The organism is Streptomyces sp. NPDC127129 (assembly GCF_042671585.1).
Lineage (GTDB): Bacteria > Actinomycetota > Actinomycetes > Streptomycetales > Streptomycetaceae > Streptomyces.
The window spans coordinates 1-23,996 of sequence record NZ_JBHXTV010000021.1 but is presented as its reverse complement, the minus strand read 5'-3'; the positions used below and the strand labels follow the sequence as shown (position 1 = coordinate 23,996).

Genomic DNA, 23,996 nt, shown 5'->3' with positions numbered 1-23,996 from the left:
CACCCCCGTGGACGGGCCCCTCGGTCCTTCGTGGCGGTCACTCGTACTCGGTGCCGCCCTTGCGGGTCAGATACGCCGGGCTGACCGCCTTGGCGATCGCCCGGCCGCCCACGACCGGGCTGTACCGCTCCGTCACCGGGCGGATCACGACCCCCTCCCGCAGATGGAGCTCACTCCCCGACACGGTCTCCCTGCCGCTCGCCAGCCCGACGACGACGTCCAGGTCGTACGGCCCCGTGTACAGCCGCGGTACGAGCGGAAGCTCGCCGGCCTCCAGGACCTCGGCCGGGTCCAGCCAGCGGACCTGGCCGTCGATCTCGGCCGACACGTCGAAGACCGCGTAACCGACCTGCTCGCCACGGGCGTTCGCGCCGTAGCCGAGGTCCTGCACCCCGGCCCCGTACACCTCACCGAACAGACCGACCCGGCGCGCCCCGAGGCGGGCGGCGAGCCGCGCCGCGACGGCCGGTACGCCGTGGCCGTGGACGGCCCGCCAGTACAGGTTCCGCGGGTCCTCCTGGAGCGCGAGCCCCTTGGCGCCGAAGCCCTTGGAGGAGACCTGGACGCGGCCGTCCTCGGCGGAGTACGTGGTGAGGCAGGCGGTGCCGTGCAGCTTCTCGGTCAGGACCACCGGCTCGCCGGGCTCGAAGATGTCCGGATACCGCTGGAGGTTCTCGATGTCGACCCAGGGCAGCAGGCCGGGTGCCACCTCCACGTCCCCGCTCATCGTCGGCGGGATCGGCGGCACCCACTTCGTGATGCCGAGCAGCTCGGCGAAGTCGGTCCCCTCGGCGGCCGCCGCGGCCAGGTCGACGTCGGCCAGCGCCTTCGGGCGGCACACGATCCCCTGCGACAACTCGCCCCGCAGACGCACCGCCTTGACCCGGTCGGACGCCTTCCCGGCGAGCCGACCGGTCAGTCCCAGCTCGTCGACGAGAGCGGTGGGCAGCACGGCCTGCTCCGGAATGTAGACGGCGACATCACCGCTGCGGTACGCGCCCTTCGCGACGACGGCCCGGTAGAGACCCACCTGGGCGAGTTCGAGGGCGTCGGCGTTGGGGTGGACGTGGACGGCCAGGGTTTCGGCGGTGACGCGCAGCGTCGACATGTCAGTTCTCCGGGGACTCGGGTTTCGTTCTCACGCCGGACACTGTGCGGGAAGGGAAAGGGGGTGGGCCACCGGATTTCCGCTCTGGTAGCGTCGCGCGCTTCGCCTACGCGGAGTCGGCCCCGGAACAGGCTGCGGTACCGGACCCGGAACCGGTCATCGCCAGTGCGGCCGCGACCAGTTGGGCGTTGGACTCCGCGCGGGAGCCGTCCGGCAGGGCGAGCGTGTCCTCCAGACCGATGCGGGTGGCCAGGCCGAGGCCGCGGGCCAGCCGCAGGACCGGCCACGCGCCGCCGTCCTCGCCGTGGAGGAGGACCGGACGGCCGTGGGCCGTTCCCAGGACCGCGAGGAGCGAACGGGCCGTGGACTCCGCGGTCGTGGGGTCGGGGTCGGTGACCTCCGCGAGCACCCGCGACACCCGCGGTGCCAGCGGCGAGCAGAGGAACCGCTCCGGTCCGTCCGTGCCCGACCAGAGCCCCGCCTCCACACCCACCCCGCGCTCCAGGAGCACGGCCGCGAGCTCCTCCGCGCCGGGCTCGTGCCAGTTCACCGACGCGTGGTCGGGCAGGTCCGTCCAGGCCAGGACGCGCTCCACCCGTCGTACGGGATCGGGCTCGGCCCACGCTCCCGTCGTCACACCCACCGGGACGCCGACCGCCGCCCGCAGCGCCGCCAGCGTCACCGAGAGGACCCGGGGCGACAGCGTGTCGCCGCCGCACGGCGTCCTGGGGTGCACATGGACGTCACGCGCCCCCGCCGCGACGGCCCGCGCCGCCGATTCCGCCATGGCGCCCGGTGACATCGGCACCGCCGCGGAGTCCCCCGGCCCCCGGGTCCCGTTCAGACACACCTGGATCCACGCGGGCCCCCGTTGTCCCCGTCGCCCGCGAATCCCCCGTTGCCCCCGTTGCCCCCGTTGTCCCCGCGTCTCGTCTTCCACCGTGACTAGGCCACCGACGCCAGAGCGAGCAGAGACTCCCCCCGGGCTCGCGCCAACGCGCCCGCCGTCAGTACCGCCCGCGGCACGACCACGCCGCAGTCCGCGCACACCGGGCCGAACCACGGCTCGTCCGCCAGATCCGGCCGCCATTCGATCCGGCCCCCCGCACACACCGGGCAGTGCTCCCCGGGCGCGGATTCCAGCGCGGCGATCAACCGCCGCAACACCTCGGCCAGCGGCTCCGTCGGGTGCACGGCCGGATCGTCACACCGCGCCACTCCGTTGCCGCCCCACGTCCGCCGGTGCCAGTCGTCCAGCGCGCCCGGCCGGCGCAGGCCCTCGTGCTTCTCGCGCCGCCGACGCGCCGCGAACTCCTTCTCGTACGCGAGCCAGACCGCCCGCGCCTCCTCCAGCTCCTCCAGCGCGGCCACCAGCCGCCCCGGATCGAGCTCCCTGTCCTCGGGCCCGAACCCGTGCCTGCGGCACAGGTGGTCCCAGGTCGCGCGGTGCCCGTAGGGGGCGAACCGCTCCAGGCACTTGCGCAGCGAATATCTCCGCAGCGCCATGTCACTCCCGGGATCGCGCACCTGTCTCGCAAGACTCCGGAAACCCGCCATCGCTCCGCACCTCCGTCGCTGGTACTTCGGCGTCAAGGACGTTATGGAATGGACGAACGAGTACCCCTTCGTGTTCCATCGAAAATTCGATGGGGGCCATCAGAGGCGCGCGGGGGAGCTCTGTTGCAGAACGTTCTGGCGGGTCTCGCGGACAATCCGGCGCTGCCGGAGAGGCTCGTGCAGCCGTTGGCGGAGGCCGGTGACGAGGACGTCCGCCTTCTTCTGGCGCGCCGCGACGACCTCACCGAGACCCGGGCCCGGGCCCTCCGCGACCACGACGACGTGGACCTCTGGACGCTCGTCGGCAACGGCAGGATCCCCTGGGCCGAGGTGCCCCGCGACGACCCCGACCTTCTGGTGGCCGCCGCCCAGGCCGGGATCGCACCCGAGGCGGCGGTGCGCGAGCTCGCCGCTCACCCCGACCCGCAGGTCCGCGGTGAGCTGGCCCTGTACGTCACGGGGCTGCCGTCCGGTGTCCTCGCCGCCCTCGCGCGCGACCCGGAGCCGTACGTCGCCGAGTGCGCCGCCCAGTCCGCCGAGCTCTCCGCCGCCCTCGCCGAGGAACTCGCCCGCCATCCCCATGTCGTCGTACGGGTGGAGTTGGCCCGGAACGCGTACGCACCGCCTGCCCTGCTGGCCGCCCTCCTCGCCGACGGCGGCCACCCGGCACCCAGTCGATGTGACGCATGTCACCGTCGCCCCGAGCCCTGCGCCGACCACGCGCCCGGCGTCCGGCGGGTACGGCTCGCGGCCGCGGCCAATCCCGCGACGCCCCCGGGCGGTCTTGAGGAGTTCCTGGACGCCGAGGAGTCCTGGGCCGCGGGTGAGTTCGCGGAAAGGACCGACCTGCCGGACCACTTCCACCCGCGCCTGGCCGCCCATCCCGACGCGTACGTCCGCAGGACCGTCGCGCGAAACCCGCGCGTGGGCGAGCCCCTGCTCCGGCTGCTCGCGGACGACCCGGATCCCGGCATCCGCCGGGCCGTCGCGGAGAACCCGGCCGTACCGCTCGCCCTGCTCACCGCGCTCGTGGAACACGAGCGGCTGCCGCACGAGCCGCTGCCCCGGATCCTCGCCGCGACGGACGCGGAGCTGTCCGAGCTGGCCGCGAGCCGCGTGGCCCAGGTGCGCGCGCTCGTCGCCGCCCGGCCCGACCTCCCCGCCGCGCAGGCCGTCCGGCTCGCCGCCGACCCGGACATCGGGGTGGCACGGCGGATCGCGCCCCACCCGGGTCTCGGCGAGGAGCGGCTCGCCGACCTCGTCGAGCGGCACGGGCCACCGGTCTACGGCGCCGTGGCCGGTAACCCCGGCTGCCCCGCCGCGCTGCTCCGCCGGATGGCGCGGGACGCGGACTCCGTCCGCAAGGCGCTCCGAGTGATCGCCGTGCACCCGGCCCTGCCGCCGGACGTCGTCGAGGAACTGCTCGCGGATCCGGACCGGAGAGTGGCCGGCGCGGCCGCCGCCCACCCCTCGCTGCCGGTGGGGACGATGGAACGTCTCATCGCCCGGGCCGCCGCCCGGCGCAGGGCGAGCTGATCGACCGCCCGGGCCGCCGTCCGGCGCCGGGGGAACCGACCCACCGCCCGCCGCCGGGGGAACCGACCCACCGCCCGGCGCCGGGCGAACTGACCTACCGCCCCCCGAACCGTCCAGCCGACGCCACCAGGCGGGCCAGGTCCGTGTGGCAGATGTCGCTGTGCTCGCCGACCACGGCGGCCGCGTCGACGCTCACGCAGCCGGACGCCGGGAGGCCGTCGCGCAGCGCCGCCGCCAGGGTCGTCGAGCGCGTGTCCGGGACCGCCTGGACGCCGTCGTGGCCGATCGCGCCCCAGCGTCTGTCGCTCGCGAGCAGCGAGTCGGCGTCCCTGGCCAGCCGGGAGGCCAGCGGGTAGAACACCCGCAGGGCCGTGTCGTGGCGCGAGTAGCAGGCGACCACCGGCCCGTCGACCCGCCGCTGCAGATCGCGCAGCGCGCCGCCCCGGCCCGGTTCGTGCGGCAGGGCGGCCGCGAACGCGTAGTGCGAGAAGGCCCCTTGGAGCAGCGTCACCGAGGCCACGTTGCGCGCCTGCGCGGGCAGGCCGCGCAGGGCGTACGAGACGAGCCGGGCACCCATGCTGTGACCGACGAGATGGATCCGCAGCCGGGGGGAGCTGCGGGCGAGTTCGCCGAGCAGAGGGCCGAGGCCCCGCTCGCCGACGGTCCCGGAACGGCGCTTCATCGTGTAGTACGTGGCCTGGCGCAGGGCCTCCTTGGCACCCTTCCAGAACCGCGTCAGCCTGCCCCCGAACGCCTCGCGCGGAGTCGGCACGCTCCCGGGCCCCTCGGCCTCCTCCAGCGCGTCGGCGAACATCGCGCACACGGCGACCGGGTCCGCGAGCAGGAAGTCCGGGACGTCCGGTCCGGTCTCCGTGAGGCCGCGCGATCCGTCGGTGTCCGTCAACTCCCTTAGCAGAGATCCGAATTCGACGAACGCCGCCTCGTCGTCCGGCTGTTCGGCGAGCAGTGCGGCGAGCCGCTCCACCACCGCCTCCTTGCCCGGATGCACGGCCGCCACGGACTCGAAGTCGGGGATCGGCTCGTCCGAGAACATCATCGACGGCCACACCACCCCCACGTATCCCAGGTGCACGCCCCGCTCCACGGTCTGCGGGAACGGGGCGAAGAACGCCGCGTACAGGCGGGAGGCCACGGACCGGGTGTTGTTCCACCCGTGGGCGAACATCACCAGATCCGTGACCCCTTGGGCGGCCAGCGCCGCGAGCGCCTCGTGCTGCCGGGCGGCCCCGTCGCCGTCCTTGTCGAAGGTGATCTCCCGGTACGGCTCCACACTCGTTCCCGCCATGCTCTGCCCGTCCCTCCGCGTCGGGGAAGTGCTGAGGAAGTCTCCTGAGGAAGCTGCTGAGGATGTTCTTCCCGCGCCAGCATCCTGCGCGCACCCGGGGACGGCCAGGTTTTCAGCGCAGACGCGCCGCGGAGACCTCGGGAAAGTGCACGAGCAGGTCGTACGCCGTGGTCAGCCGGACCGGCGCCCGGCTGCCCTCCCACGGGAACGCGGTCCCGATCAGCCACGCCGGACGGTGCGCGCCCAGCCAGTCGCGGGCGGCGGGCGTCGTCGCGCGCAGGTCCAGGTAGAAGGGGCGCGGCGACACCCGGTCCAGGGTCTCGGCGCTGCTGTCCGCCCCCGGCCGGCCGACCGTGAACACCCGGACCGGCTCTCCCGGTGCCTCGGTGTCATGGGCGTTGAACGACCCCCGCCCGAACGACGCCCCCATGCTCACGTAGTCGCGGCCGAGCGCGTCGCGCAGGAAGGCGCCCTGGAGGCGCGGGTACTGGTCCGGCTTGGTCGTCTCGTAGCCGACGTGCCCGTTGTGCGCGGACAGCACGATCCGGTCGCCGGTCTTCCGCTGCCACCACACGGTGTTCTCGGCCATGATCCGGTCGCGGTAGAGCATCGCGTCGGCGACGCCCGCGGGGCTCTCCACGTCGTGCGCCATCTCCGTACCGACCTGGGCGATCGCCCGGGCGTGCTGGACCGTCCACAGGTGCGCCTCGCGGTCCCGGCCGGGCTCCTGGCGCTCCAGGAGCGCCAGGGCGCGGTTCACGTCCGCGGCCATCCGCCGGCGCTCCTCCAGTGGCCTGGCGAGGTAGCCGTTCATCCAGGAGTCGACGGACCCGGTCGGGCGTGAGGCCCGGTAGAGCTCCTTGAAGCGCGGCAGCAGCCGCGGGTGGGTGCGGGCCACATGGCCCGTGACCGCGTCGAAGAGGTTCGGCCCCGCGTAGCCGAGGTCGTTGCCCATGAACCGCACCTGGTGGCCGGGGTGGCGCAGATTGTGCTGCCGCATCCAGGTGATCAGGTCGAGGTACTCCTCGGTGTTCCAGAAGCGGTAGGCGTTCTCGAACTCGTCCTCCAGGATCCGGCGCGGGTCGCCCTTGCCGAAGCGTACGTAGTCGTCGATCAGCAGCCCCGTCGACCAGTTGGCCTCCAGGGCGAAGGTGGTGAAGCCCTTGCGTTCCACCAGATGCTCGAAGATCCGGTGCTTGGTCTCGAAGAACTCGGCCGAGCTGTGCGTCGCCTCGCCGATCCCGAGAACCTTCGCCGAGCCGATCATCCGGTCCAGCGGCCGCAGGTCGTCCAGAGCGACCGCGGTGCGGGCGAGTTCACGCGCCGGGTCGGGGGCGGTGGGCCGGGCGTCGGCGTTCGCGGCGGGGGCGAGCGCGGCGAGGCAGAGCGCCACGACCGCCCCCATCAGCGGTAACCGATGTCGTGTCAACGTCTTCATGGATCAAGCCTGTCGGCGGCGGGGTCCGGGCGGCCAGCCCGCCCGCACCAGTGATCATCCGGGGGTTTCCCCACCGCCGTCACCGGTCCCGCCGCCGTCACCGGTACAGCAGGTACTCCTTCCGCACCGCACGGAACGCGGCCAGGTCGGCGCCCCACGCCCCCACGACCTCGTCCGTGTCCGCGCCCGCGTCGATCAGGGTCCGCACGCGCGTCGAGCCCGTCAGCTTGTCGATCCAGTTGTCCGCCCGCCAGGCGAAGCCGCTCCACGAGCGTCTGGCGGTGACGAGCAGCCCGATCCCGGTCCGTACGGGGTCGAAGGCGTCCCGGTCGTGCACCTGCACCTGGACCCCGCCGACGGTCTTCCCCTGGAACTTGGAGAAGGTCGGGGCGAAGTACGCCTCCCGGAACCGCACCCCGGGCAGCTCCAGAGCGTTCGCGGCCCCGGCCCACCGCCGGTCCACGCCCTCCGCGCCCAGCAGTTCGAACGGGCGCGTGGTGCCACGCCCCTCCGAGAGGTTGGTGCCCTCGAAGAGGCACGTGCCGGAGTAGACGAGCGCGGTGTCGGGCGTCGGCATGTTGGGGCTCGGCGGCACCCACGGCAGCCCGGTCGCGTCGAAGAAGTCGCGCCGCCTCCAGCCCGACATCTGGACGGTCTCCAGCTCCACCGGCCTCGCCAGGAACTCCCCGTTGAAGAGCCGTGCCAGCTCCGACACCGTCATCCCGTGGGCCTGCGCGATCGGTTCACGCCCCACGAAGGTGGCGAAGGCGCGGTCGAGGACCGGGCCGAGCGCCGCCCGCCCGGTGACCGGGTTGGGCCGGTCGAGGACGACGAACCGTTTCCCCGCCAGCGCGGCCGCCACCATGCAGTCGTACAGCGTCCAGATGTACGTGTAGAAGCGGGCACCCGCGTCCTGGATGTCGAAGACCACGGTGTCCACGCCCGAGGCGGTGAAGACGTCCGCCAGCGGCTGCCCGCTCTTCAGGTACGTGTCGTAGACGGGGAGCCCGGTCGCCGGGTCGTCGTGGCGGCCCTCGGAGCCGCCGGCCTGCGCCGTGCCCCGGAAGCCGTGCTCGGGCCCGAAGACCGCCACCAGGTCCACCCGGTCGTCGGCGTGCATCACGTCGACGACGTGGCGTACGTCGGAGGTGATCCCGGTCGGATTGGTGACGACGCCGACCCGCTGCCCGGCGAGCGGCGCGTAGCCGTCGGCGGCCAGCCGCTCGAAGCCGGTGCGCACCCGTCTGCCGCCCCCGTGCGCCACCGCCGCGGGGGCGGTCACCGCGCCCACCCCCAGTGCGCCGCCGGCGGCCAGCAGGCGGCGTCTGGAAGGGCTCGACAGGCTCGACAGGTTCATGCGGAAACCTCCTTGATCGCCTTCCCTGACATGGCCACGCACGCTAGCGCTCCTGACGGCCCCAGGGAACGAGGCGTGCACACGGGACTTCCGCCACGACATACCGACTGGTTAGTCTGCCGGTACTGTCGTAACGGAGAGGCGGGTCTCGATGAGTACGGTGCAGGGTTCCGGAGTGGTCGTCACCGGCGCGGGCGGGGGGATCGGCGCCGCTCTGGCCCGCCGGTTCGCCGCCGAGGGTGCCCGGGTCGTCGTCAACGACCTCGACCCCGGCCGCACCAAGGCCGTCGCCGAGGAGATCGGCGGCACGGCCGTCCCGGGTGACGCCTCGGAGATCGTCGAAGAGGCCCGGGAGGCCCTCGGCGGCACCGTCGACGTGTGGTGCGCCAACGCCGGACTCGCCTCGCCGGGCGACGCCTTCGCCGACGAGGCCGTCTGGGCCGCCGCCTGGGACGTCAACGTGATGGCCCATGTCCGCGCGGCCCGCGCACTGCTCCCCGACTGGCTGGAGCGCGGCAGCGGCCGCTTCGTCTCCACCGTCTCCGCCGCCGGCCTGCTGACCATGGTGGGCGCCGCCCCGTACAGCGTCTCCAAGCACGGCGCGTACGCCTTCGCCGAGTGGCTCTCCCTCACCTACCGCCACCGCGGCCTCAAGGTCCACGCGATCTGCCCGCAGGGCGTCCGTACGGACATGCTCACCGCCGCCGGATCGGCCGGCGAACTCGTCCTCGCCCCCACGGCCATCGAGCCCGAGGACGTCGCCGACTCCCTCTTCGACGCCATCGAGGCGGACCGTTTCCTGGTCCTCCCGCACGCCGAGGTCGCCGACTACTACCGCGCCCGGGCGGACGATCCCGAGCGGTGGCTCGGCAACATGAACCACATCCAGCGGAAGTGGGAGGGCGAGGCCCGATGACGGAGTCGCTCTACGCCGCCAGGCCCTGGCTCGCCCAGCTCACCGAGGTCCAGAGCGCTCCCATAGCCCCGCCGCCCACCGCGCTGCACGCCTTCCGGGCCTCCGCCTCCCGTTCCCCCGAGCACCCGGCCCTCGCCTACTTCGACGGCCGTCTGACGTACCGCGAGACCGACACGCTCACCGACTCCGTCGCCGGACACCTCGCCGCCCAGGGCCTGGAGCGCGGCGACCGGGTCGCGGTCATGCTCCAGAACAGCCCCCACTTCGTCCTCGCCCTGCTCGGCGCCTGGAAGGCGGGCGCGACCGTCGTCCCGCTCAACCCGATGTACAAGTCGGCCGAAGTGGGGCACGCCCTCCGGGACTCCGGGGCCGTCGCCCTGATCTGTTCCGACCGTGCCTGGGACGGGTACCTGCGGGAGACCGCAGCGGACTCTCCCGTACGGATCGCGCTCACCGCCTGCGAACGCGACCTCCAGACCCGCGACGACCCGCGCGTCCTCGCCTTCGACCGGGTGGAGACCGGCACCGACGACCTCCTCGCCGTCGCCCGCGCCGGACACCCCGCCCCGGAGGGCCGTGAGCCGACCGGCGAGGACGTCGCCCTCATCAGCTACACCTCCGGCACCAGCGGCACCCCCAAGGGAGCTCTCAACCTCCACCGGGGCATCGCCTACAACGCCGAACGCCAGCGCACCGGACACCCCGTCCCCGAGGGCGCCGGCTACTTCGCGCTCGCCCCGCTGTTCCACATCACCGGCCTGGTCTGCGAACTCGCCGCCTGCTTCGGCAACGCCGGCACCCTCGTCCTCGCCTACCGCTTCGACGCCGGCGTCGTGCTCGACACCTTCGTGGAGCACCGCCCCGCCTACACGGTCGGCCCCTCGACGGCCTTCATGGCCCTCGCCGCGCACCCCGGGGCCACGCCGGACCACTTCTCCTCCTTCCAGGTCATCTCCTCGGGCGGGGCCCCCGTCCCGCCCGCCCTCGTGGAGAAGTTCCGCGCCGGCTTCGGCCCGTACATCCGCAACGGCTACGGGCTCACCGAATGCACCGCTCCCTGCGCCGCCGTACCGCCGGAGAAGGAGGCCCCGGTCGACCCCGCCTCCGGCACCCTGTCCGTCGGCGTCCCCGGGCCCGACACGGTCGTCCGGATCCTCGACGAGAACGGCGCGGAGGTGCCGTTCGGCGAGCAGGGCGAGATCGCCGTACGCGGCCCGCAGGTCGTCCCCGGCTACTGGCGGCTCCCCGAGGCCACCGCCGCCACCTTCCCCGACGGGGAGCTGCGGACCGGGGACATCGGCTTCATGGACGCGGACGGCTGGCTCTACGTCGTCGACCGCAAGAAGGACATGATCAACGCCTCGGGGTTCAAGGTCTGGCCACGGGAGGTGGAGGACGTCCTCTACACCCACCCGGCCGTCCGCGAGGCCGCCGTCGTCGGCGTCCCCGACGCCTACCGGGGCGAGACGGTCAAGGCGTACGTGAGTCTGCGCCCGGGCGGCGCCGTCGAGCCCGCGGAGCTGTCCGCCTACTGCGAGCAGCGGCTCGCCGCGTACGAGTATCCGCGCCAGGTCGAGATCCTGGCGGAGCTGCCCAAGACGACAAGTGGGAAGATCCTCAGAAGGGAACTGCGTTCCCTCACCCGGGACGACCCACACCGATGATCACCAGAGAGAGGCGGCGGCGCATGGCCAGGACGACGGACGGGAGCGGTACCCCCGTCCCCCAGAGGCTGCTGGCCGCCGCCACCCGGCTCTTCGCGGAGCAGGGCTACGACCGCACCTCCGTCCAGGAGATCGTGGAGGCGGCGGGCGTCACCAAGGGCGCGCTCTACCACTACTTCGGCTCCAAGGAGGACCTCCTCCAGGAGGTCTACTCCCGGGTCCTGCGGCTCCAGCAGGAACGGCTCGACGCCTTCGCGGACGCCGACGCCCCGGTCGAGCAGCGCCTGCGCGACGCCGCGGCCGACGTCGTCGTGACCACGATCGACAACCTCGACGACGCCTCGATCTTCTTCCGCTCGATGCACCACCTCAGCCCGGAGAAGAACAAGCAGGTGCGCGCCGAGCGGCGGCGCTACCACGAGCGGTTCCGCGCGCTGATCGAGGAGGGCCAGCAGGCCGGGGTCTTCTCGTCCGCGACCCCGGCGGACCTGGTGGTGGACTACCACTTCGGCTCCGTCCACCACCTGTCCACCTGGTACCGCCCGGACGGCCCGCTGACGCCGCAGCAGGTCGCCGATCAGCTCGCCGACCTGCTGCTGCGCGCGCTCCGCCCCTGAGAACGGCTACAGGTACTTCTTCAGCTCCCGCCGCGCCAGCGACCGCTGGTGCACCTCGTCCGGGCCGTCCGCCAGCTTCAGCGTCCGCGCGGCCGCCCAGAGTTCGGCCAGCGGGAAGTCCTGCGAGACCCCGCCCGCGCCGTGCACCTGCACGGCCTTGTCGAGGATGTCGACCACCGCGCGCGGGGTCGCGATCTTGATGGCCTGGATCTCCGTGTGGGCACCCCGGTTGCCGACGGTGTCCATCAGCCAGGCCGTCTTGAGGACGAGCAGCCGCAGCTGCTCGACGGTCACCCGGGCGTCCGCGATCCAGTTCTGGACCACGCCCTGCTGGGCGATCGGCTTGCCGAAGGCGGTCCGGGAGACGGCGCGCCGGCACATCAGCTCGATCGCCCGCTCGGCCATGCCGATCAGCCGCATGCAGTGGTGGATCCGGCCGGGGCCGAGCCGGGCCTGGGCGATCGCGAAGCCACCGCCCTCCTCGCCGACGAGGTTCGAGGCCGGGACACGGACGTCGTGGAAGACGACCTCGGCGTGACCGCCGTGGGAGTGGTCCTCGTAGCCGTACACCTGCATCGCCCGGCGCACCTCGAGGCCGGGAGTGTCGCGGGGCACGAGGATCATCGACTGCTGGCGGCGGATGTCCGCGCCCTCGGGGTCGGTCTTGCCCATCACGATGAAGATCGCGCAGTCGGGGTTCATCGCCCCGGAGATGTACCACTTGCGGCCGTTGATCACGTAGTCGTCGCCGTCGCGGATGATCCGCGTCTCGATGTTCGTGGCGTCCGAGGAGGCCACCTCCGGCTCCGTCATCGCGAACGCCGAGCGGATCTCCCCGGCGAGCAGCGGCTGCAGCCACTGCTTCTTCTGCGCCTCGTCGCCGAACTGGGCGAGCACCTCCATGTTCCCGGTGTCCGGCGCCGCGCAGTTGAGGGCGGTGGGGGCCAGGTGCGGGCTGCGGCCGGTGATCTCGGCGAGCGGGGCGTACTGGAGGTTGGTCAGACCCGCTCCGTGCTCGGCGTCGGGCAGGAAGAGGTTCCACAGACCCTGGCGGCGGGCCTCGGCCTTCAGGTCCTCCACGACCTGCGGGGTGTCCCACGGCGAGGCGAGCAGCGCCCGCTGCTCCTCGGCGACCGGCTCGGCGGGGTGGACGTGCTCGTCCATGAAGGCGAGCAGCTTCGCCCGCAGCTCCTCGGTGCGCGCGTCGAATGCGAAGTCCATGACGGATCAGCCTTCCTGGAGGGTGGTGAGGCCGTGCTCGATGAAGACGGGGACGAGCTCGCCGATGCGGTCGAAGCCGGCGCCGACGGTCTGGCCGAGGGTGTAGCGGTAGTGGATGCCCTCCAGGATCACGGCGAGCTTGAACCAGGCGAAGGCCGTGTACCAGGAGATGGCGGAGGTGTCGCGGCCCGAGCGGGTGGCGTACCGCTCGATCAGCTCGGCGGGCGTGGGGTGTCCGGCGGCGGTGGCGGTCGTGCTGACGGGGGAGTGCGGGACGTCGAGCGGCGCGCTGTACATGGCGAGCAGGCCGAGGTCGGTCAGCGGGTCGCCGAGCGTGGACATCTCCCAGTCGAGGACCGCCTTGATCCGGTCGTCCTCGCCGATCAGGACGTTGTCCAGGCGGTAGTCGCCGTGGACGACGGCCGGGGCGGGGGAGGCCGGGAGGGCGCGGCCGAGCGCGGCGTGCAGCTCGTCGATGCCCGCGAGGTCGCGGTTGCGTGAGGCGTCGAGCTGCTTGCCCCAGCGGCGCAGCTGCCGGTCGAGGAAGCCGTCGGGGCGCCCGAAGTCGCCGAGACCCACCGCGGCGGGATCCACGGCGTGCAGGTCGACCAGCGTGTCGACCAGGCCGAGGACGGCCTCGCGGGTGCGCTCGGGGCCGAGCGGCGCGAGCTGCTCCGCCGAACGGTACGGGGTGCCCGCGACGAACTCCATGACGTAGAACGGCGCCCCGAGGACGGTGTCGTCCTCGCAGAGGAGGACGGTCTCCGGGACGGGCACGGCCGTCGCGTGCAGGGCGCTGATCACCCGGTGCTCGCGCTTCATGTCGTGCGCGGTGGCGAGGACATGGCCGAGCGGCGGCCTGCGCACCACCCACCGGCCGGTGCCGTCGGTGACCACGTACGTCAGGTTGGACCGGCCGCCCTCGATCAGCCGGGCGTCGAGGGGGCCGCGCACGAGTCCAGGCCGTTCCCGGTCGAGGAATCCGCGCAACCGCTCGGGATCGAGACCTGGCGGCGGGGCTGAGCTCATCGTGCGTACCTCCGGGGACGGGGGGCGGGTCGGCGTTCATGATGACCGACCAGTCGGTATGTCGTCCAGGGTTCGGCCCGGAAAGTGGTGCGGGCGATCTGGTGAAGGATCGGAACCATGAATACAGTTCACATATGAATCCAGACCTGCTCGTCGAGGACGTCCGGCTGACCCCGATCCTGATCGCCGACCCGCCCCTGCTCAACACGCAGGGCATCCATCAGCCCCTCACGCCCCGCCTCGTGGTGGAAGTGGTGACGCGGGGCGGGGTCACCGGCCTGGGGGAGACGTACGGCGACGGGAGGTATCTGGACCTCGCGCGGCCGCTGGCAGAGGCGCTGCCCGGCCATGCGGTCACGGACGTGAACGGCCTGTTCGCGCTGGCCGGGCAGGTGTGCGGCGACTCACGGGCCGTCGACGAGCGCGTCGACGCGGGCGGGCTGCGCGGGGTCCAGACCGCCGCCAAGCTCCGCCTCTCCGTCGTCTCGGCCTTCGAGGTCGCCTGCCTCGACGCGCTCGGCAAGAGCCTCGGCCTCCCCGTCCACGCCCTCCTCGGCGGCAAGGTCCGCGACTCCGTCGAGTACAGCGCGTACCTCTTCTACAAGGCCGCGGGGGCCGACGACTGGGGCCCGGCCCTGGACCCGGCGGGCGTCGTCGAACAGGCCCGCCGCTTCGACCGGACGTACGGCTTCCGCTCCTTCAAGCTCAAGGGCGGTGTCTTCCCGCCCGAGCAGGAGATCGCCGCGATCCGGGCCCTGGCCGAGGAGTTCCCCGGCCGGCCGCTCCGCCTCGACCCGAACGGCGCGTGGTCCATGGAGACCGCGCTGGAGGTGGCGCGCGAGCTGAAGGGCGTCCTGGAGTACCTGGAGGACCCGACGACCGGCACGGAGGCCATGGCCGAGGTCGCCTCCCGTACGGACGTGCCGCTGGCGACCAACATGTGCGTGACGACCTTCGAGGAGATCCCCGACGCCTTCGCCCGGGAGGCGGTGCGGATCGTGCTCTGCGACCACCACTACTGGGGCGGCCTGTACCGTACGCGCGAACTGGCCGCGCTCTGCCGCACGTACGGCGTCGGGCTCTCCATGCACTCCAACACCCACCTCGGCATCAGCCTCGCGGCCATGACTCAGGTCGCCGCCACCCTGCCCGACCTGGACCACGCCTGCGACACCCACTACCCCTGGCAGACCGAGGACGTCGTCACCACCCGCCCCGTGTTCCGGGACGGGTGCCTCGCGGTCTCCGACGCCCCCGGCCTCGGCGTCGAACTGGACCGCGAGGCCCTGGCCGCCCTGCACCGCCGCTGGCTGGAGGACGACGGCACCCACCGCGACCGCGACGACGCGGCGGCCCTGCGAAGGCTGCGCGCCGCCGGGGAGGACGGACTCCGCGACGTGCTCAGGGGAGTGTGACCGACGTCAGGGGAGTGTGATCGGCTGCGTCTTGTCGCCGGGCGCGGGCGCCGGGCGGTCCGGGTGGATCGCCACCAGCCGGGCGCCCTGCGCGTACGTGCTCTCGCGGCCGAAGAACTGGTAGCCGGACTCCAGGAGCTGCAGGATCTCGTGGCCCAGCATCGCCTGCGGACCACCCTCGTCGGCCGCCTTGTTGCTGTCCCAGAGCGCACCGTCGCCCAGGGCCTCGACCTCGTTCCAGAAGTTGCCCGCGTGCAACTGCCCAGCGATCAGCATGCCTTCGATCTGGGCACCGAGGCTGGTGAGGATCTTGAACACGGCGCGCTCGGCGATGCCCCCGTCCATGAAGGCGTAGTTGACGGGGACGGACCACTTCGCGGTGTTGAGCCGCCGGCCCATCCGGGCGCCCTCGGAGAGCCGGTCACCGCCCGGCGCCTTCCCCTGCTGGTACGTGGCCCACTGGCCCGTGTCGCCGGTGCGGCCGAGGACCAGCTTGCGCTTCGCGGCGAGGGCGGCCGCCTGCGTCGTCGACACGGTGTCCGAAGCGGCGGAGGTCAGGTCGGCGCGGATGGACGACTCCAGCGCCGCCAGCAGCTCCGCCCTGCTCCGCCCCGCGGGCGGGCCCACCAGGTTCTCCAGGTAGGCGATGTTGTCGTTGAGGTCCGCGTTCATCATGACCCAGTTCATGTTGTTCTTCTTGGCCAGCCAGGTGGAGTACTCGGCGAGGTACTCGTCCAGGCCGGGCTCGGCCTGGGCGACCAGCCTCGCCACCTCGCCGTCGATCTTGCCCGGGTGGTGCATGCGCTGGACGTCGCCGGTCCCCCCGGCGGCCGGCGCGGCGTCGGCCGTCGCCTCCCCGGCGGCCTCGGTCGCCGACGAGCGCAGCACCCGGTGGGCCGTCGCCTCGGCCTCACGCTCGAACCGGTCCGACGGATCGCTGACGCGCAGCCCGTCCCCCCGGTCGGTGCCGGCCACCGGCCCCTTGCGCTGCTGGAGGACATGGGTCAGCTCGTGCGCGAGGGTGTGCCGGTCCATGCCGCCGGGCCCGGCGACGATGTGGCTGCCGGAGGTGTAGGCGGAGGCGCCGAGCTCGGTGGCGGACGCCTGGGCGGCGGAGTCCGTGTGGATGCGGACGTCGGAGAAGTCGGCCCCGAACCGGGCCTCCATGTCCGACCGGCTCTCGGCGTCGAGCGGCCGGCCGCCACGGCGCAGGACGCTGTGTACGGAGGAGCGCTGCACCGAAGGACCCGGCTCCTGTTCGTGCCCGCACCCCGCGCCGTGCCGGTGCTCGTCCTGCGCGGCACCGGCACGGCGCAGCATCTGGACCACGGCGGCGTTCCCGGCCGAGCGCTGGAGGTCGAGCAGGGACTCCGCGGGTGCCACCGCCCGGGCCGCGGAGGTGCGGTCCGCCGAGGCGTCCCGCTTCTTCGCTGCCCGGCTGCTCGCTCGGTCGTACATGAAGGTCCTTTCGGGCGCCGGTCGTCTGCCTTCCCGGTATAGCCGGGCGGGCCGACCTCCCGCCAGGTACGGCAGGGCAGACTTCCCGGGCCCCTGGGGCCCCACGCCACGGCCCGAACGCCCCTCGCGGCGAGCGTCCGGCCGTCGCGGCGAGCGTCCGGCCGTCGCGAGGGGCGTCCGGCTCACGCGTGGCAGGCCACCGGAACGCCCCCGTTCATCGCGGCCATGTCACCGAAGACCGTCCCCGGATCCAGCGGTGAGCCTTCGGGGAGGCCGTTCAACTCCGCGTACGCGCGGTGCAGGTTGGCCACCAGGCGCTCGCTCTCCCGCCACTGTGCGAACTCTCCGAGGTCCGCCGAGCGCGCCGTCTCCAGCGGTGTCGCCCCCTTGGCGTACCCCTCGCGGGCCAGCTCGGCCACCCAGCGCAGATACCGCTCCGTCGCGTCGTACGCCGACGGGTCCGTCACCCGCCCGTGCCCCGGCACCACCGTCGGGGCGTCCAGCGAGCGCAGCAGGTCGAGCGCGCGCAGCGAGCCCGCGAGCGACCCCATCGGAAGGAACGGCGTTCCGCCGTGGAAGACCAGGTCCCCGGTGAACACCACGCCCTCTTCCGGGAGATGGACGATCGAGTCGCCGGTCGTGTGTGCGGGGCCGGGGTGCAGCACCCGCACCTCCAGCTCACCGACGTACAACGTCAGCCGCTCGCTGTACGTCAGCGAGGGCGGCGCCACCTCGATCTCGCCGAAGTCGGTCTGCGGCCAGATCAGATGGAGCTGCCGCCCGGCGGCGAGCTGCTCGGCCCGGCAGGACGCGTGCCCGACGATCCGCGCCTCCGGCAGGAACACCCCGTTGCCGTAGGTGTGGTCGCCGTGGTGGTGTGTGGAGACGATCGTGCGGGGGAGCGGCAGCCCCTCCGCGAGGACCGCCTCGCGGAGCAGGCGCGCCCGCCGCTCGGTCGCGGCGGTGTCCACGAGCAGCGATTCGCCGCGATCCCCGAGGAACCCGGCGTTGTTCAGACACCAGCCGCCGTCGGGCTGGACGAAGGCGTGCACGCGCGGTGCGAGCGCGACGACGTACGGATCGGTGACGGACAAGGAATCCCCCTGGATGTGAAGAACGGCCCGACCGGCGAGTACTTCCCCTCGGGGGAGCCTGTCAGTCGGGCCCGTTCCGCAGAAGGCTCAGTGGTCGTCCCAGTGGTTGCCGTGCGCCGCGTGCCGGTGCCCGTCGTGCTCGTAGTCCACGTGGTCGCCGTGTTCGACGGCCGTGTGCCCGCAGTCCGGCCCGTGCGTGTGGTCGGGGTGGGTGTGCGGGACGTGGGAGGTGGGCTCGCACTCGTCCCAGTGCCCTGAGTGCTCACGGTGCAGGTGCCCGTCGTGGGCGTAGTCCACGTGGTCGTGGTGGGTCACGGCGGTGTGCCCGCACGAGGGCCCGTGCGTGTGCGCGTGCGTGGGGTGCTCGTGGTGGAGAAGGGTCATGGCCTCAGGCTAGTCCGAAATGGTGCTTTCGTCCCTGTATCTCCTGAGGTCCCGGGGTGCGCGTCGCCGCACTCCACCGCACTCCGCCGGGGGTATCCGGCTTGCGGCGCCCTGGGGCCGCCGTGATCGTTCGGGGTATGAAGGCGATCAGCTACAGCCGGTACGGCGGACCCGAGGTGCTCGAGTACGGGGAGCGGCCCGACCCCAAGGTCGGCCCCGACGACGTCCTCGTGAAGGTGCGCGCGGCGGCCGTGAACCCCGTCGACTGGAAGGCCCAGGCGGGCTACCTCGACGGGATGATCGACGCCGTCTTCCCGGTCGTACCCGGCTGGGACGTCTCGGGGGTGGTCGTCCAGCCCGGTGTCTCCGTCACCGAGTTCACCGTCGGTGACGAGGTCATGGGCTACGTCCGCGAGGACTTCCTCTGTCGCGGCACCTTCGCGGAGTACGTCGCCGCCCCGGTCCGCACCCTCGCCCGCAAGCCGCGCACCCTCGGCTTCGAGGAGTCCGCCGCGCTTCCGCTGGTCGGACTCACGGCCTACCAGGTGCTCCACCAGGCGCTCACCGTCCGCTCCGGCGACACGGTCCTGGTGCACGCGGCGGCCGGCGGGGTCGGCGCGATGGCCGTCCAGATCGCCCGCCACCTCGGCTGCCGGGTCATCGGCGCCGCCCGCGAGGCCGGGCAGGAGCGGATCAGGGAGCTGGGTGCCGAGCCGGTGGTCTACGACGAGGCCACCTTCGTCGAGCAGGTCCGTGAGCTGGCGCCGGACGGAGTGGACGCGGCCTTCGACACCATCGGCGGACCGTTCCTCAAGCTCACCCCGCGGGTCCTCGCCCCCGAGGGCCGCCTCGCCTCGATCGCGGACGGCGAGGTGATCGGACTGGGCGGCCGCTACTTCTGGGTGCGGCCCGACGCCCGGGACCTCGCCGCGCTGGCCGCCCTGGCCGACGAGGGCGCCCTGTCCGTACGGGTGGCGCGGTCCTTCCCGCTGGAACAGGCCGCCGACGCCCAGCGCGCCAACCAGGAGGGCGGCCTGCACGGCAAGGTCGTGGTCACGGTGGAGTGGCCCGACTGACGGCGAGCGGGCCCCGACTGACGACGAGCGGGCCCCGACGGCGGACGACGAAGCCCCGGCGGCGACGAGCGAGCCCCGGCGGCAGACGGCGCACGACGGACGGCGGCGGGCGGGAACGGCTCCCGGGGCGGTTCCGGGGCGACTGCGGGAAGGGCTCCGGGGCGCCTAGAGCACGACGGCCACGGCGAACGCCGCCAGCGCGACCGTGCACGCCGTCGCGAGCAGCGCGCCCCGGGGGGAGAGCGGCCGCGGGCGCGCCGCGTCCAGGGCGTGGATCCGGCGGTGGGCGACGGCCAGGAAGCCGATCCAGACCAGGGCGGTGAGCGCGGCCCCCGCCACCGCCGCCGCCGTGATCGCGTCACTGATCGCCGACTTCGCCGCGAGCACCGCCACGACCGTGCAGGTCAGCGTCGTACGCCGCCACGCGAGACGGGTCCGCTCCGGCTGCAGCCCCGGATCCCGGCCGGGCTTCGCCGCCCCGGTCACCGTCCGGCCCAGCCGAAGACGATGACCACCACCATCGCCAGCGCGACCACGGCCACCGCGAGACTCAGCACCGTCGGGAAGCGCGACACCGGCAGGTCGTCCCCCCGCCGCATCGCCCGCTCGCACCGCACCCAGTGGTTCACCGCCCGCAGCGCGCACAGCACGCCCCCGGCGAGCAGCGCGAGCGCGAGCCCGACCCGTACGCCCCACCGCAGATCCGGCAGGAACTGGTCGACGGCGAACCCACCGCCGACGAGCGCGAGCGCGGTCCGGATCCAGGCGAGGAAGGTGCGCTCGTTGGCGAGCGAGAACCGGTAGTCCGGGGTCTCGCCCTCGTCACGGATCCGCTGCGGCGCGAACCACAGCCGCAGACTCTGTACGAAGTCACTCACCTGGGCACCTTAACCGCGGCGCGCGCGCAGGCGTTCGTAGGCCGCCAGCCCGTCCGGGACCCACTCCCACTCGCCGAGCCGCGAGACGACCTCCGCCTCCGGAAGGAAGGCGTGCCAGGCGACCTCCTCCACCTGAGGGTTCACCGGCAGCTCGCACCGCACCTGGTAGACCGCGGACCACCACTTCCCGGCGACGCCCCCGGAGTCGTGCAGGAACCGGAACAGCGGCTCGGGGCGCGGCAGCCCGGCGACGCCCAGCTCCTCCTCCGCCTCGCGCAGCGCCGCGTCGTCGTACGACTCGCCGGCACCGACGACACCGCCGACGAACATGTCGTACATCGACGGATAGACCAGCTTCACCGGCGTGCGCCGGTGCACGAAGATCCGGTCCTCGGCGTCCCGCACCAGGATGAAGGTGCAGCGGTGGATGAGGCCCCGCGCGTACACCTCGGCGCGCGGGGCCCGGCCGACCACCTCGTCGTTCTCGTCGACGACGTCCAGGATCTCTTCGGCGGGGTTCGTCATCCCGCCATGAAAGCACCGGCGGACGCCGGGCCGCGTCACCACTGCCCGGCGGCACCGCCGTCCGGCGTCAGGACGTCACCGCCTCACGGCGTACCGCCCAGGACGTCACTGCCCCATCACGTACTTCACCGTCGGACCGGTCGTCCAGCCGCCGTCCACGGCCAGCTCCGCACCCGTCACGTACGAGGCCGCGTCCGAGAGCAGGAACACCACCGCGCCCGCGATCTCGGGCGCCTCGCCGACCCGCCCCATCGGGGTGTTGGGGTACTTGCCCTCGCCGCGCTCGATGCCGACCACCGCCGTCATCGGGGTGTAGGTCATGCCCGGGTGGACCGAGTTGACGCGGATCCCCGCCGTGCCCAGCTCCACCGCGCCGATCTTCGTCAGCCCCCGTACACCCCACTTCGAGGCTCCGTAGCCGGCGGTCAGCGCCAGTCCCATCAGCCCCGCGGCCGACGAGATGTTGACGATCGAGCCGCCGCCCGTCTCCTTCATCGCGGGTATCGCGGCCTTCATGCCGATGAAGACACCGGTCAGGTTGATGTCGAGCACCTTCCGGAAGTTCTCGACGGACTCCGTCTCCAGGAACGCGCCGCTGGAGATCCCCGCGTTGTTCACCAGACCGTGCAGCCCGCCGAACTCGGCGACCGCGTACGCGACGGCCGATGCCCACGCCTCCTCGGACGTCACGTCGTGGTGGAGGAAGCGCGCCCGGTCGCCCAGTCCGGCCGCGGTCGCCTCGCCGTCCTCGTCGAGTACGTCCGTAATGACGACGTTCGCACCGGCGGCCACGGCCTGCCGCGCGGCCTCGGCGCCCAGGCCGCGCGCGCCCCCGGTGATGAGGACGGTCCGGCCGGTGAGGTCGTGGATGCGGGTGTTCTCGGTCATGAGAGGTCCTTTCGGATCGAGGGCGGCGGAGCCTGCAGCAGGGCCGTCGTGGTCTGGACGAGGTCGGCGAGGAAGAGCGGCTGCCCGGTGAGCGGCTCGGTGCCGTCGAGGTACTGCCGGGCCCGGTCGGCCATGGCCGCGCCGACGACGGTGAGCGCCAGGTCGAGCCGTTCCAGCCGCAGCGGCTCCGGCAGGCCGGTCAGACAGGCCTCGACGCGCTCGATCAGCCGCCAGTACACGGTGCCGTCGAGCGTGGGATGAGGGGTGCGGGTGCGCACCCCGCTCTCATGGCTGAGCTGGGCGGAGATCCGCAGACAGCGGCGGCCGCGCTCGGTGCCCAGCTCGCTCGCCTCGGCCGTGACCAGGGCCCGGATCAGCGCGTGCGGTTCGTCGGCGGTCTCGGCGAGGAGCGGTTCCAGGACCTGCTCCGTACGTCTCTGGCGGCCTGCCATCACCGCGTCGAGCAGTCCGGCGCGCGAGCCGAAGTGGTACTGCACGGCCGAGGGGTTGCTCTGGCCCGCCAGGGCCACGACGTCGCGCAGCTGGGCGCCGTCGACCCCCTGCGCCGCGAAGACCTCCTCCGCCGCGCGGATCAGCTTCTCCCGGGTCTCGGGCCCCGATGTTCTCGCCATGCCGACCATATTAATGCTCGACATTAGAAAACGGGAGGGGTGGGAAAGGGTCAGGACTGTTGACTCGATACATCGGTGTATCCAATATTCGGTCCATGTCGTACGACGCTGATGTGATCGTGATCGGAGCCGGCCTCGCCGGCCTGGTGGCAACCGCCGAACTCGTGGACGCCGGGCGGAGCGTGATCCTGCTCGACCAGGAGCCCGAACAGTCCATGGGCGGTCAGGCCCACTGGTCCTTCGGCGGGCTGTTCCTCGTCGACTCGCCCGAGCAGCGCCGGATGCGGATCAAGGACAACCGCGACCTCGCCTTCCAGGACTGGCTCGGCACGGCGGGCTTCGACCGCGCCGAGGACCGCTGGCCGCGGAAGTGGGCGGAGGCGTACGTCGACTTCGCCGCGGGCGAGAAGCGGTCCTGGCTGCACGCGCGCGGGGTGCGCTTCTTCCCCGTGGTGGGCTGGGCCGAGCGCGGCGGCTACGACGCGAACGGGCACGGCAACTCGGTGCCCCGCTTCCACATCACCTGGGGCACCGGCCCCGGCCTCGTCGCCCCCTTCGAGCGCCGGGTCCGCGAGGGCGTCGCCGCCGGCCTGGTCCAGCTCCGCTTCCGCCACCGGGTGACCGGCCTCGGCCGCACCGCCGGAGCCGTGGACACCGTCAGCGGCGAGGTCCTGGAGCCCTCCGCCGCCGAGCGTGGCGCCGCGAGCAGCCGGGAGGTCTCCGGCACGTTCGAACTCCGCGCGCAGGCGGTGATCGTCACCTCGGGCGGCATCGGCGGCAACCACGATCTCGTACGCAAGCAGTGGCCCGACCGGCTCGGCACCCCACCCGCGAAGCTGCTCTCCGGCGTCCCCGCCCATGTCGACGGGCTGATGCTCGGCATCACCGAGGAGGCCGGCGCCCACCACATCAACCGTGACCGGATGTGGCACTACACCGAGGGCATCGAGAACTGGAACCCGATCTGGGCCAAGCACGGCATCCGCATCCTGCCCGGACCGTCCTCGCTCTGGCTCGACGCGACGGGCCGCCGGCTGCCCGTTCCGCTCTTCCCGGGCTTCGACACCCTCGGCACGCTCGAACACATCATGCGGACCGGGTACGACCACACCTGGTTCGTCCTCGACCAGCGCATCATCGGCAAGGAGTTCGCCCTCTCCGGCTCCGAGCAGAACCCCGACCTCACCGGCAAGTCGGTCCGGGACGTCATCGGCCGGGCCCGCGCGGACGTGCCGGGCCCGGTGAAGGCGTTCATGGACAACGGCGTCGACTTCGTCGTCGAGAAGGACCTGTCCGCGCTGGTCCGGGGGATGAACGCCCTCACGGACGAGCCGCTGATCGACGAGGCGGAGCTGCGCCGCGAGATCACGGCGCGGGACCGCGAGATCGCCAACCCCTTCACCAAGGACCTCCAGGTCACGGCGATCAGGGGGGCCCGCAGATACCTCGGCGACAAGCTGATCCGTACGGCGCCCCCGCACCGGATCCTGGACCCCAAGGCCGGCCCGCTGATCGCCGTACGCCTGAACATCCTGACCCGCAAGTCGCTCGGCGGTCTGGAGACCGACCTCTCGTCGAGGGTGCTCACCGAGAGCGGAGAGGCACTGGAAGGGGTCTACGCGGCGGGTGAGGCGGCCGGGTTCGGCGGCGGAGGCGTCCACGGCTACCGCTCCCTGGAGGGCACCTTCCTCGGCGGCTGCATCTTCTCGGGCCGGGCGGCGGGCCGGGCGGCGGCCCAGGCGGTGGGCTAGAAGCCCGTAAGGGCGGTGGGCCGGGCTGCCGTACGGGAGTGGGGGGGCGCGCGCCCCGCCCCCCCCCCCCGCGCCCCCCGCCCCCCCCCCCACCCCCGCCCCCCCCCAACCCCCCCCCCCCCCCCCCCCCCGCCGCGGGCCCGCGG

23 protein-coding genes are annotated in these 23,996 nt (G+C 73.0%); 7 read left to right on the top strand and 16 right to left on the bottom strand.

The window, feature by feature from the left end:
- Window positions 1-37: 37 nt before the first annotated feature.
- The 3 genes from ACFVGW_RS31790 to ACFVGW_RS31780 form a co-directional block, all read right to left on the bottom strand.
- Window positions 38-1,108 carry an RNA ligase (ATP) gene (locus tag ACFVGW_RS31790; RefSeq protein WP_385854370.1) on the bottom strand — a complete coding sequence of 357 codons (1,071 nt, stop codon included), beginning with the start codon at window positions 1,106-1,108 and terminating at the stop codon, window positions 38-40.
- A 106-nt stretch (window positions 1,109-1,214) separates the two neighbouring features.
- Window positions 1,215-1,964: a 3-keto-5-aminohexanoate cleavage protein gene (locus ACFVGW_RS31785; RefSeq protein ID WP_385854444.1), complete on the bottom strand. Its 750-nt coding sequence runs from the start codon at window positions 1,962-1,964 to the stop codon at window positions 1,215-1,217.
- 89 nt (window positions 1,965-2,053) lie between these two features.
- Window positions 2,054-2,665, bottom strand: a complete 612-nt coding sequence (locus ACFVGW_RS31780) for a hypothetical protein (RefSeq protein ID WP_352189890.1) — start codon at window positions 2,663-2,665, stop codon at window positions 2,054-2,056.
- A gap of 123 nt (window positions 2,666-2,788) precedes the next feature.
- Here ACFVGW_RS31780 and ACFVGW_RS31775 point away from each other — a divergent pair, with 123 nt between their 5' ends.
- Window positions 2,789-4,201, top strand: coding sequence for a hypothetical protein (locus ACFVGW_RS31775; RefSeq protein ID WP_385854369.1), 1,413 nt, complete (start codon window positions 2,789-2,791; stop codon window positions 4,199-4,201).
- A gap of 94 nt (window positions 4,202-4,295) precedes the next feature.
- Here ACFVGW_RS31775 and ACFVGW_RS31770 read toward each other — a convergent pair whose 3' ends face one another.
- From ACFVGW_RS31770 to ACFVGW_RS31760, 3 genes are all read right to left on the bottom strand, one after another.
- Window positions 4,296-5,507, bottom strand: coding sequence for an alpha/beta hydrolase (locus ACFVGW_RS31770; protein WP_385854368.1), 1,212 nt, complete (start codon window positions 5,505-5,507; stop codon window positions 4,296-4,298).
- A gap of 112 nt (window positions 5,508-5,619) precedes the next feature.
- A complete protein-coding gene (locus ACFVGW_RS31765; protein ID WP_385854367.1) occupies window positions 5,620-6,945 on the bottom strand; it encodes an erythromycin esterase family protein in 1,326 nt (441 codons plus the stop codon).
- Window positions 6,946-7,042: 97 nt separating this feature from the next.
- On the bottom strand, window positions 7,043-8,302 hold the full coding sequence (locus tag ACFVGW_RS31760; protein ID WP_385854366.1) for an exo-beta-N-acetylmuramidase NamZ domain-containing protein: 1,260 nt from the start codon (window positions 8,300-8,302) through the stop codon (window positions 7,043-7,045).
- A gap of 151 nt (window positions 8,303-8,453) precedes the next feature.
- On the opposite strand from ACFVGW_RS31760, the gene ACFVGW_RS31755 reads away from it, so the two are divergent.
- From ACFVGW_RS31755 to ACFVGW_RS31745, 3 genes are read left to right on the top strand one after another with little or no spacing between them, the layout of a single operon-like run.
- On the top strand, window positions 8,454-9,218 hold the full coding sequence (locus ACFVGW_RS31755) for an SDR family oxidoreductase (protein WP_385854365.1): 765 nt from the start codon (window positions 8,454-8,456) through the stop codon (window positions 9,216-9,218).
- Complete coding sequence (locus ACFVGW_RS31750; protein WP_385854364.1) at window positions 9,215-10,882, top strand: AMP-binding protein; 1,668 nt, start codon at window positions 9,215-9,217, stop codon at window positions 10,880-10,882. The genes ACFVGW_RS31755 and ACFVGW_RS31750 overlap by 4 nt, the downstream gene beginning before the upstream one ends.
- Window positions 10,883-10,905: 23 nt before the next feature.
- Complete coding sequence (locus ACFVGW_RS31745; RefSeq protein ID WP_361601442.1) at window positions 10,906-11,499, top strand: TetR/AcrR family transcriptional regulator; 594 nt, start codon at window positions 10,906-10,908, stop codon at window positions 11,497-11,499.
- A 6-nt stretch (window positions 11,500-11,505) separates the two neighbouring features.
- Here the strand turns inward: ACFVGW_RS31745 and ACFVGW_RS31740 are convergent, their stop codons facing one another.
- Window positions 11,506-12,720, bottom strand: a complete 1,215-nt coding sequence (locus tag ACFVGW_RS31740) for an acyl-CoA dehydrogenase family protein (RefSeq protein ID WP_383226196.1) — start codon at window positions 12,718-12,720, stop codon at window positions 11,506-11,508.
- A 6-nt stretch (window positions 12,721-12,726) separates the two neighbouring features.
- On the bottom strand, window positions 12,727-13,749 hold the full coding sequence (locus ACFVGW_RS31735) for a phosphotransferase family protein (RefSeq protein WP_385854363.1): 1,023 nt from the start codon (window positions 13,747-13,749) through the stop codon (window positions 12,727-12,729).
- Window positions 13,750-13,883: 134 nt separating this feature from the next.
- On the opposite strand from ACFVGW_RS31735, the gene ACFVGW_RS31730 reads away from it, so the two are divergent.
- Entirely contained in the window at window positions 13,884-15,164 is a 1,281-nt protein-coding gene (locus tag ACFVGW_RS31730) for a glucarate dehydratase family protein (protein ID WP_385854362.1), read from the top strand.
- A gap of 6 nt (window positions 15,165-15,170) precedes the next feature.
- Here the strand turns inward: ACFVGW_RS31730 and ACFVGW_RS31725 are convergent, their stop codons facing one another.
- The 3 genes from ACFVGW_RS31725 to ACFVGW_RS31715 form a co-directional block, all read right to left on the bottom strand.
- The gene (locus ACFVGW_RS31725) at window positions 15,171-16,622 is read right to left on the bottom strand and encodes a DUF4157 domain-containing protein (protein ID WP_385854361.1); all 1,452 of its coding nucleotides are present in this window, start codon (window positions 16,620-16,622) and stop codon (window positions 15,171-15,173) included.
- Between the two features lie 182 nt (window positions 16,623-16,804).
- On the bottom strand, window positions 16,805-17,716 hold the full coding sequence (locus tag ACFVGW_RS31720; protein ID WP_385854360.1) for an MBL fold metallo-hydrolase: 912 nt from the start codon (window positions 17,714-17,716) through the stop codon (window positions 16,805-16,807).
- A gap of 87 nt (window positions 17,717-17,803) precedes the next feature.
- Window positions 17,804-18,100 carry a hypothetical protein gene (locus tag ACFVGW_RS31715; RefSeq protein WP_383226187.1) on the bottom strand — a complete coding sequence of 99 codons (297 nt, stop codon included), beginning with the start codon at window positions 18,098-18,100 and terminating at the stop codon, window positions 17,804-17,806.
- 137 nt (window positions 18,101-18,237) lie between these two features.
- Here ACFVGW_RS31715 and ACFVGW_RS31710 point away from each other — a divergent pair, with 137 nt between their 5' ends.
- A complete protein-coding gene (locus ACFVGW_RS31710; RefSeq protein WP_385854359.1) occupies window positions 18,238-19,176 on the top strand; it encodes an NADP-dependent oxidoreductase in 939 nt (312 codons plus the stop codon).
- 165 nt (window positions 19,177-19,341) lie between these two features.
- Here ACFVGW_RS31710 and ACFVGW_RS31705 read toward each other — a convergent pair whose 3' ends face one another.
- From ACFVGW_RS31705 to ACFVGW_RS31685, 5 genes are all read right to left on the bottom strand, one after another.
- The gene (locus tag ACFVGW_RS31705) at window positions 19,342-19,662 is read right to left on the bottom strand and encodes a DUF202 domain-containing protein (RefSeq protein ID WP_383226184.1); all 321 of its coding nucleotides are present in this window, start codon (window positions 19,660-19,662) and stop codon (window positions 19,342-19,344) included.
- The gene (locus ACFVGW_RS31700) at window positions 19,659-20,054 is read right to left on the bottom strand and encodes a YidH family protein (protein WP_383226182.1); all 396 of its coding nucleotides are present in this window, start codon (window positions 20,052-20,054) and stop codon (window positions 19,659-19,661) included. The genes ACFVGW_RS31705 and ACFVGW_RS31700 overlap by 4 nt, the downstream gene beginning before the upstream one ends.
- Before the next feature lie 9 nt (window positions 20,055-20,063).
- Window positions 20,064-20,579, bottom strand: coding sequence for an NUDIX hydrolase (locus ACFVGW_RS31695; RefSeq protein WP_385854358.1), 516 nt, complete (start codon window positions 20,577-20,579; stop codon window positions 20,064-20,066).
- A gap of 105 nt (window positions 20,580-20,684) precedes the next feature.
- Window positions 20,685-21,449 (bottom strand): glucose 1-dehydrogenase, encoded by a 765-nt coding sequence (locus ACFVGW_RS31690; protein WP_385854443.1) that lies wholly within the window; start codon window positions 21,447-21,449, stop codon window positions 20,685-20,687.
- A gap of 14 nt (window positions 21,450-21,463) precedes the next feature.
- Window positions 21,464-22,099 carry a TetR/AcrR family transcriptional regulator gene (locus ACFVGW_RS31685; protein WP_383226176.1) on the bottom strand — a complete coding sequence of 212 codons (636 nt, stop codon included), beginning with the start codon at window positions 22,097-22,099 and terminating at the stop codon, window positions 21,464-21,466.
- Window positions 22,100-22,194: 95 nt separating this feature from the next.
- On the opposite strand from ACFVGW_RS31685, the gene ACFVGW_RS31680 reads away from it, so the two are divergent.
- Window positions 22,195-23,850: an FAD-binding dehydrogenase gene (locus ACFVGW_RS31680; RefSeq protein WP_385854357.1), complete on the top strand. Its 1,656-nt coding sequence runs from the start codon at window positions 22,195-22,197 to the stop codon at window positions 23,848-23,850.
- Window positions 23,851-23,996 lie beyond the last annotated feature (146 nt).

Excerpts from the sequence above, each read along its gene's own strand:
- ACFVGW_RS31770 (WP_385854368.1), bottom strand. The coding sequence starts at position 5,507 with ATGGCGGGAACGAGTGTGGAGCCGTACCGGGAGATCACCTTCGACAAG.
- ACFVGW_RS31740 (WP_383226196.1), bottom strand. The coding sequence starts at position 12,720 with ATGGACTTCGCATTCGACGCGCGCACCGAGGAGCTGCGGGCGAAGCTG.
- ACFVGW_RS31730 (WP_385854362.1), top strand. The coding sequence starts at position 13,884 with ATGAATCCAGACCTGCTCGTCGAGGACGTCCGGCTGACCCCGATCCTG.
- ACFVGW_RS31790 (WP_385854370.1), bottom strand. The coding sequence starts at position 1,108 with ATGTCGACGCTGCGCGTCACCGCCGAAACCCTGGCCGTCCACGTCCAC.
- ACFVGW_RS31695 (WP_385854358.1), bottom strand. The coding sequence starts at position 20,579 with ATGACGAACCCCGCCGAAGAGATCCTGGACGTCGTCGACGAGAACGAC.
- ACFVGW_RS31780 (WP_352189890.1), bottom strand. The coding sequence starts at position 2,665 with ATGGCGGGTTTCCGGAGTCTTGCGAGACAGGTGCGCGATCCCGGGAGT.
- ACFVGW_RS31735 (WP_385854363.1), bottom strand. The coding sequence starts at position 13,749 with ATGAGCTCAGCCCCGCCGCCAGGTCTCGATCCCGAGCGGTTGCGCGGA.
- ACFVGW_RS31680 (WP_385854357.1), top strand. The coding sequence starts at position 22,195 with ATGTCGTACGACGCTGATGTGATCGTGATCGGAGCCGGCCTCGCCGGC.
- ACFVGW_RS31710 (WP_385854359.1), top strand. The coding sequence starts at position 18,238 with ATGAAGGCGATCAGCTACAGCCGGTACGGCGGACCCGAGGTGCTCGAG.
- ACFVGW_RS31685 (WP_383226176.1), bottom strand. The coding sequence starts at position 22,099 with ATGGCGAGAACATCGGGGCCCGAGACCCGGGAGAAGCTGATCCGCGCG.
- ACFVGW_RS31750 (WP_385854364.1), top strand. The coding sequence starts at position 9,215 with ATGACGGAGTCGCTCTACGCCGCCAGGCCCTGGCTCGCCCAGCTCACC.
- ACFVGW_RS31755 (WP_385854365.1), top strand. The coding sequence starts at position 8,454 with ATGAGTACGGTGCAGGGTTCCGGAGTGGTCGTCACCGGCGCGGGCGGG.
- ACFVGW_RS31760 (WP_385854366.1), bottom strand. The coding sequence starts at position 8,302 with ATGAACCTGTCGAGCCTGTCGAGCCCTTCCAGACGCCGCCTGCTGGCC.
- ACFVGW_RS31725 (WP_385854361.1), bottom strand. The coding sequence starts at position 16,622 with ATGTACGACCGAGCGAGCAGCCGGGCAGCGAAGAAGCGGGACGCCTCG.
- ACFVGW_RS31715 (WP_383226187.1), bottom strand. The coding sequence starts at position 18,100 with ATGACCCTTCTCCACCACGAGCACCCCACGCACGCGCACACGCACGGG.
- ACFVGW_RS31765 (WP_385854367.1), bottom strand. The coding sequence starts at position 6,945 with ATGAAGACGTTGACACGACATCGGTTACCGCTGATGGGGGCGGTCGTG.
- ACFVGW_RS31745 (WP_361601442.1), top strand. The coding sequence starts at position 10,906 with ATGGCCAGGACGACGGACGGGAGCGGTACCCCCGTCCCCCAGAGGCTG.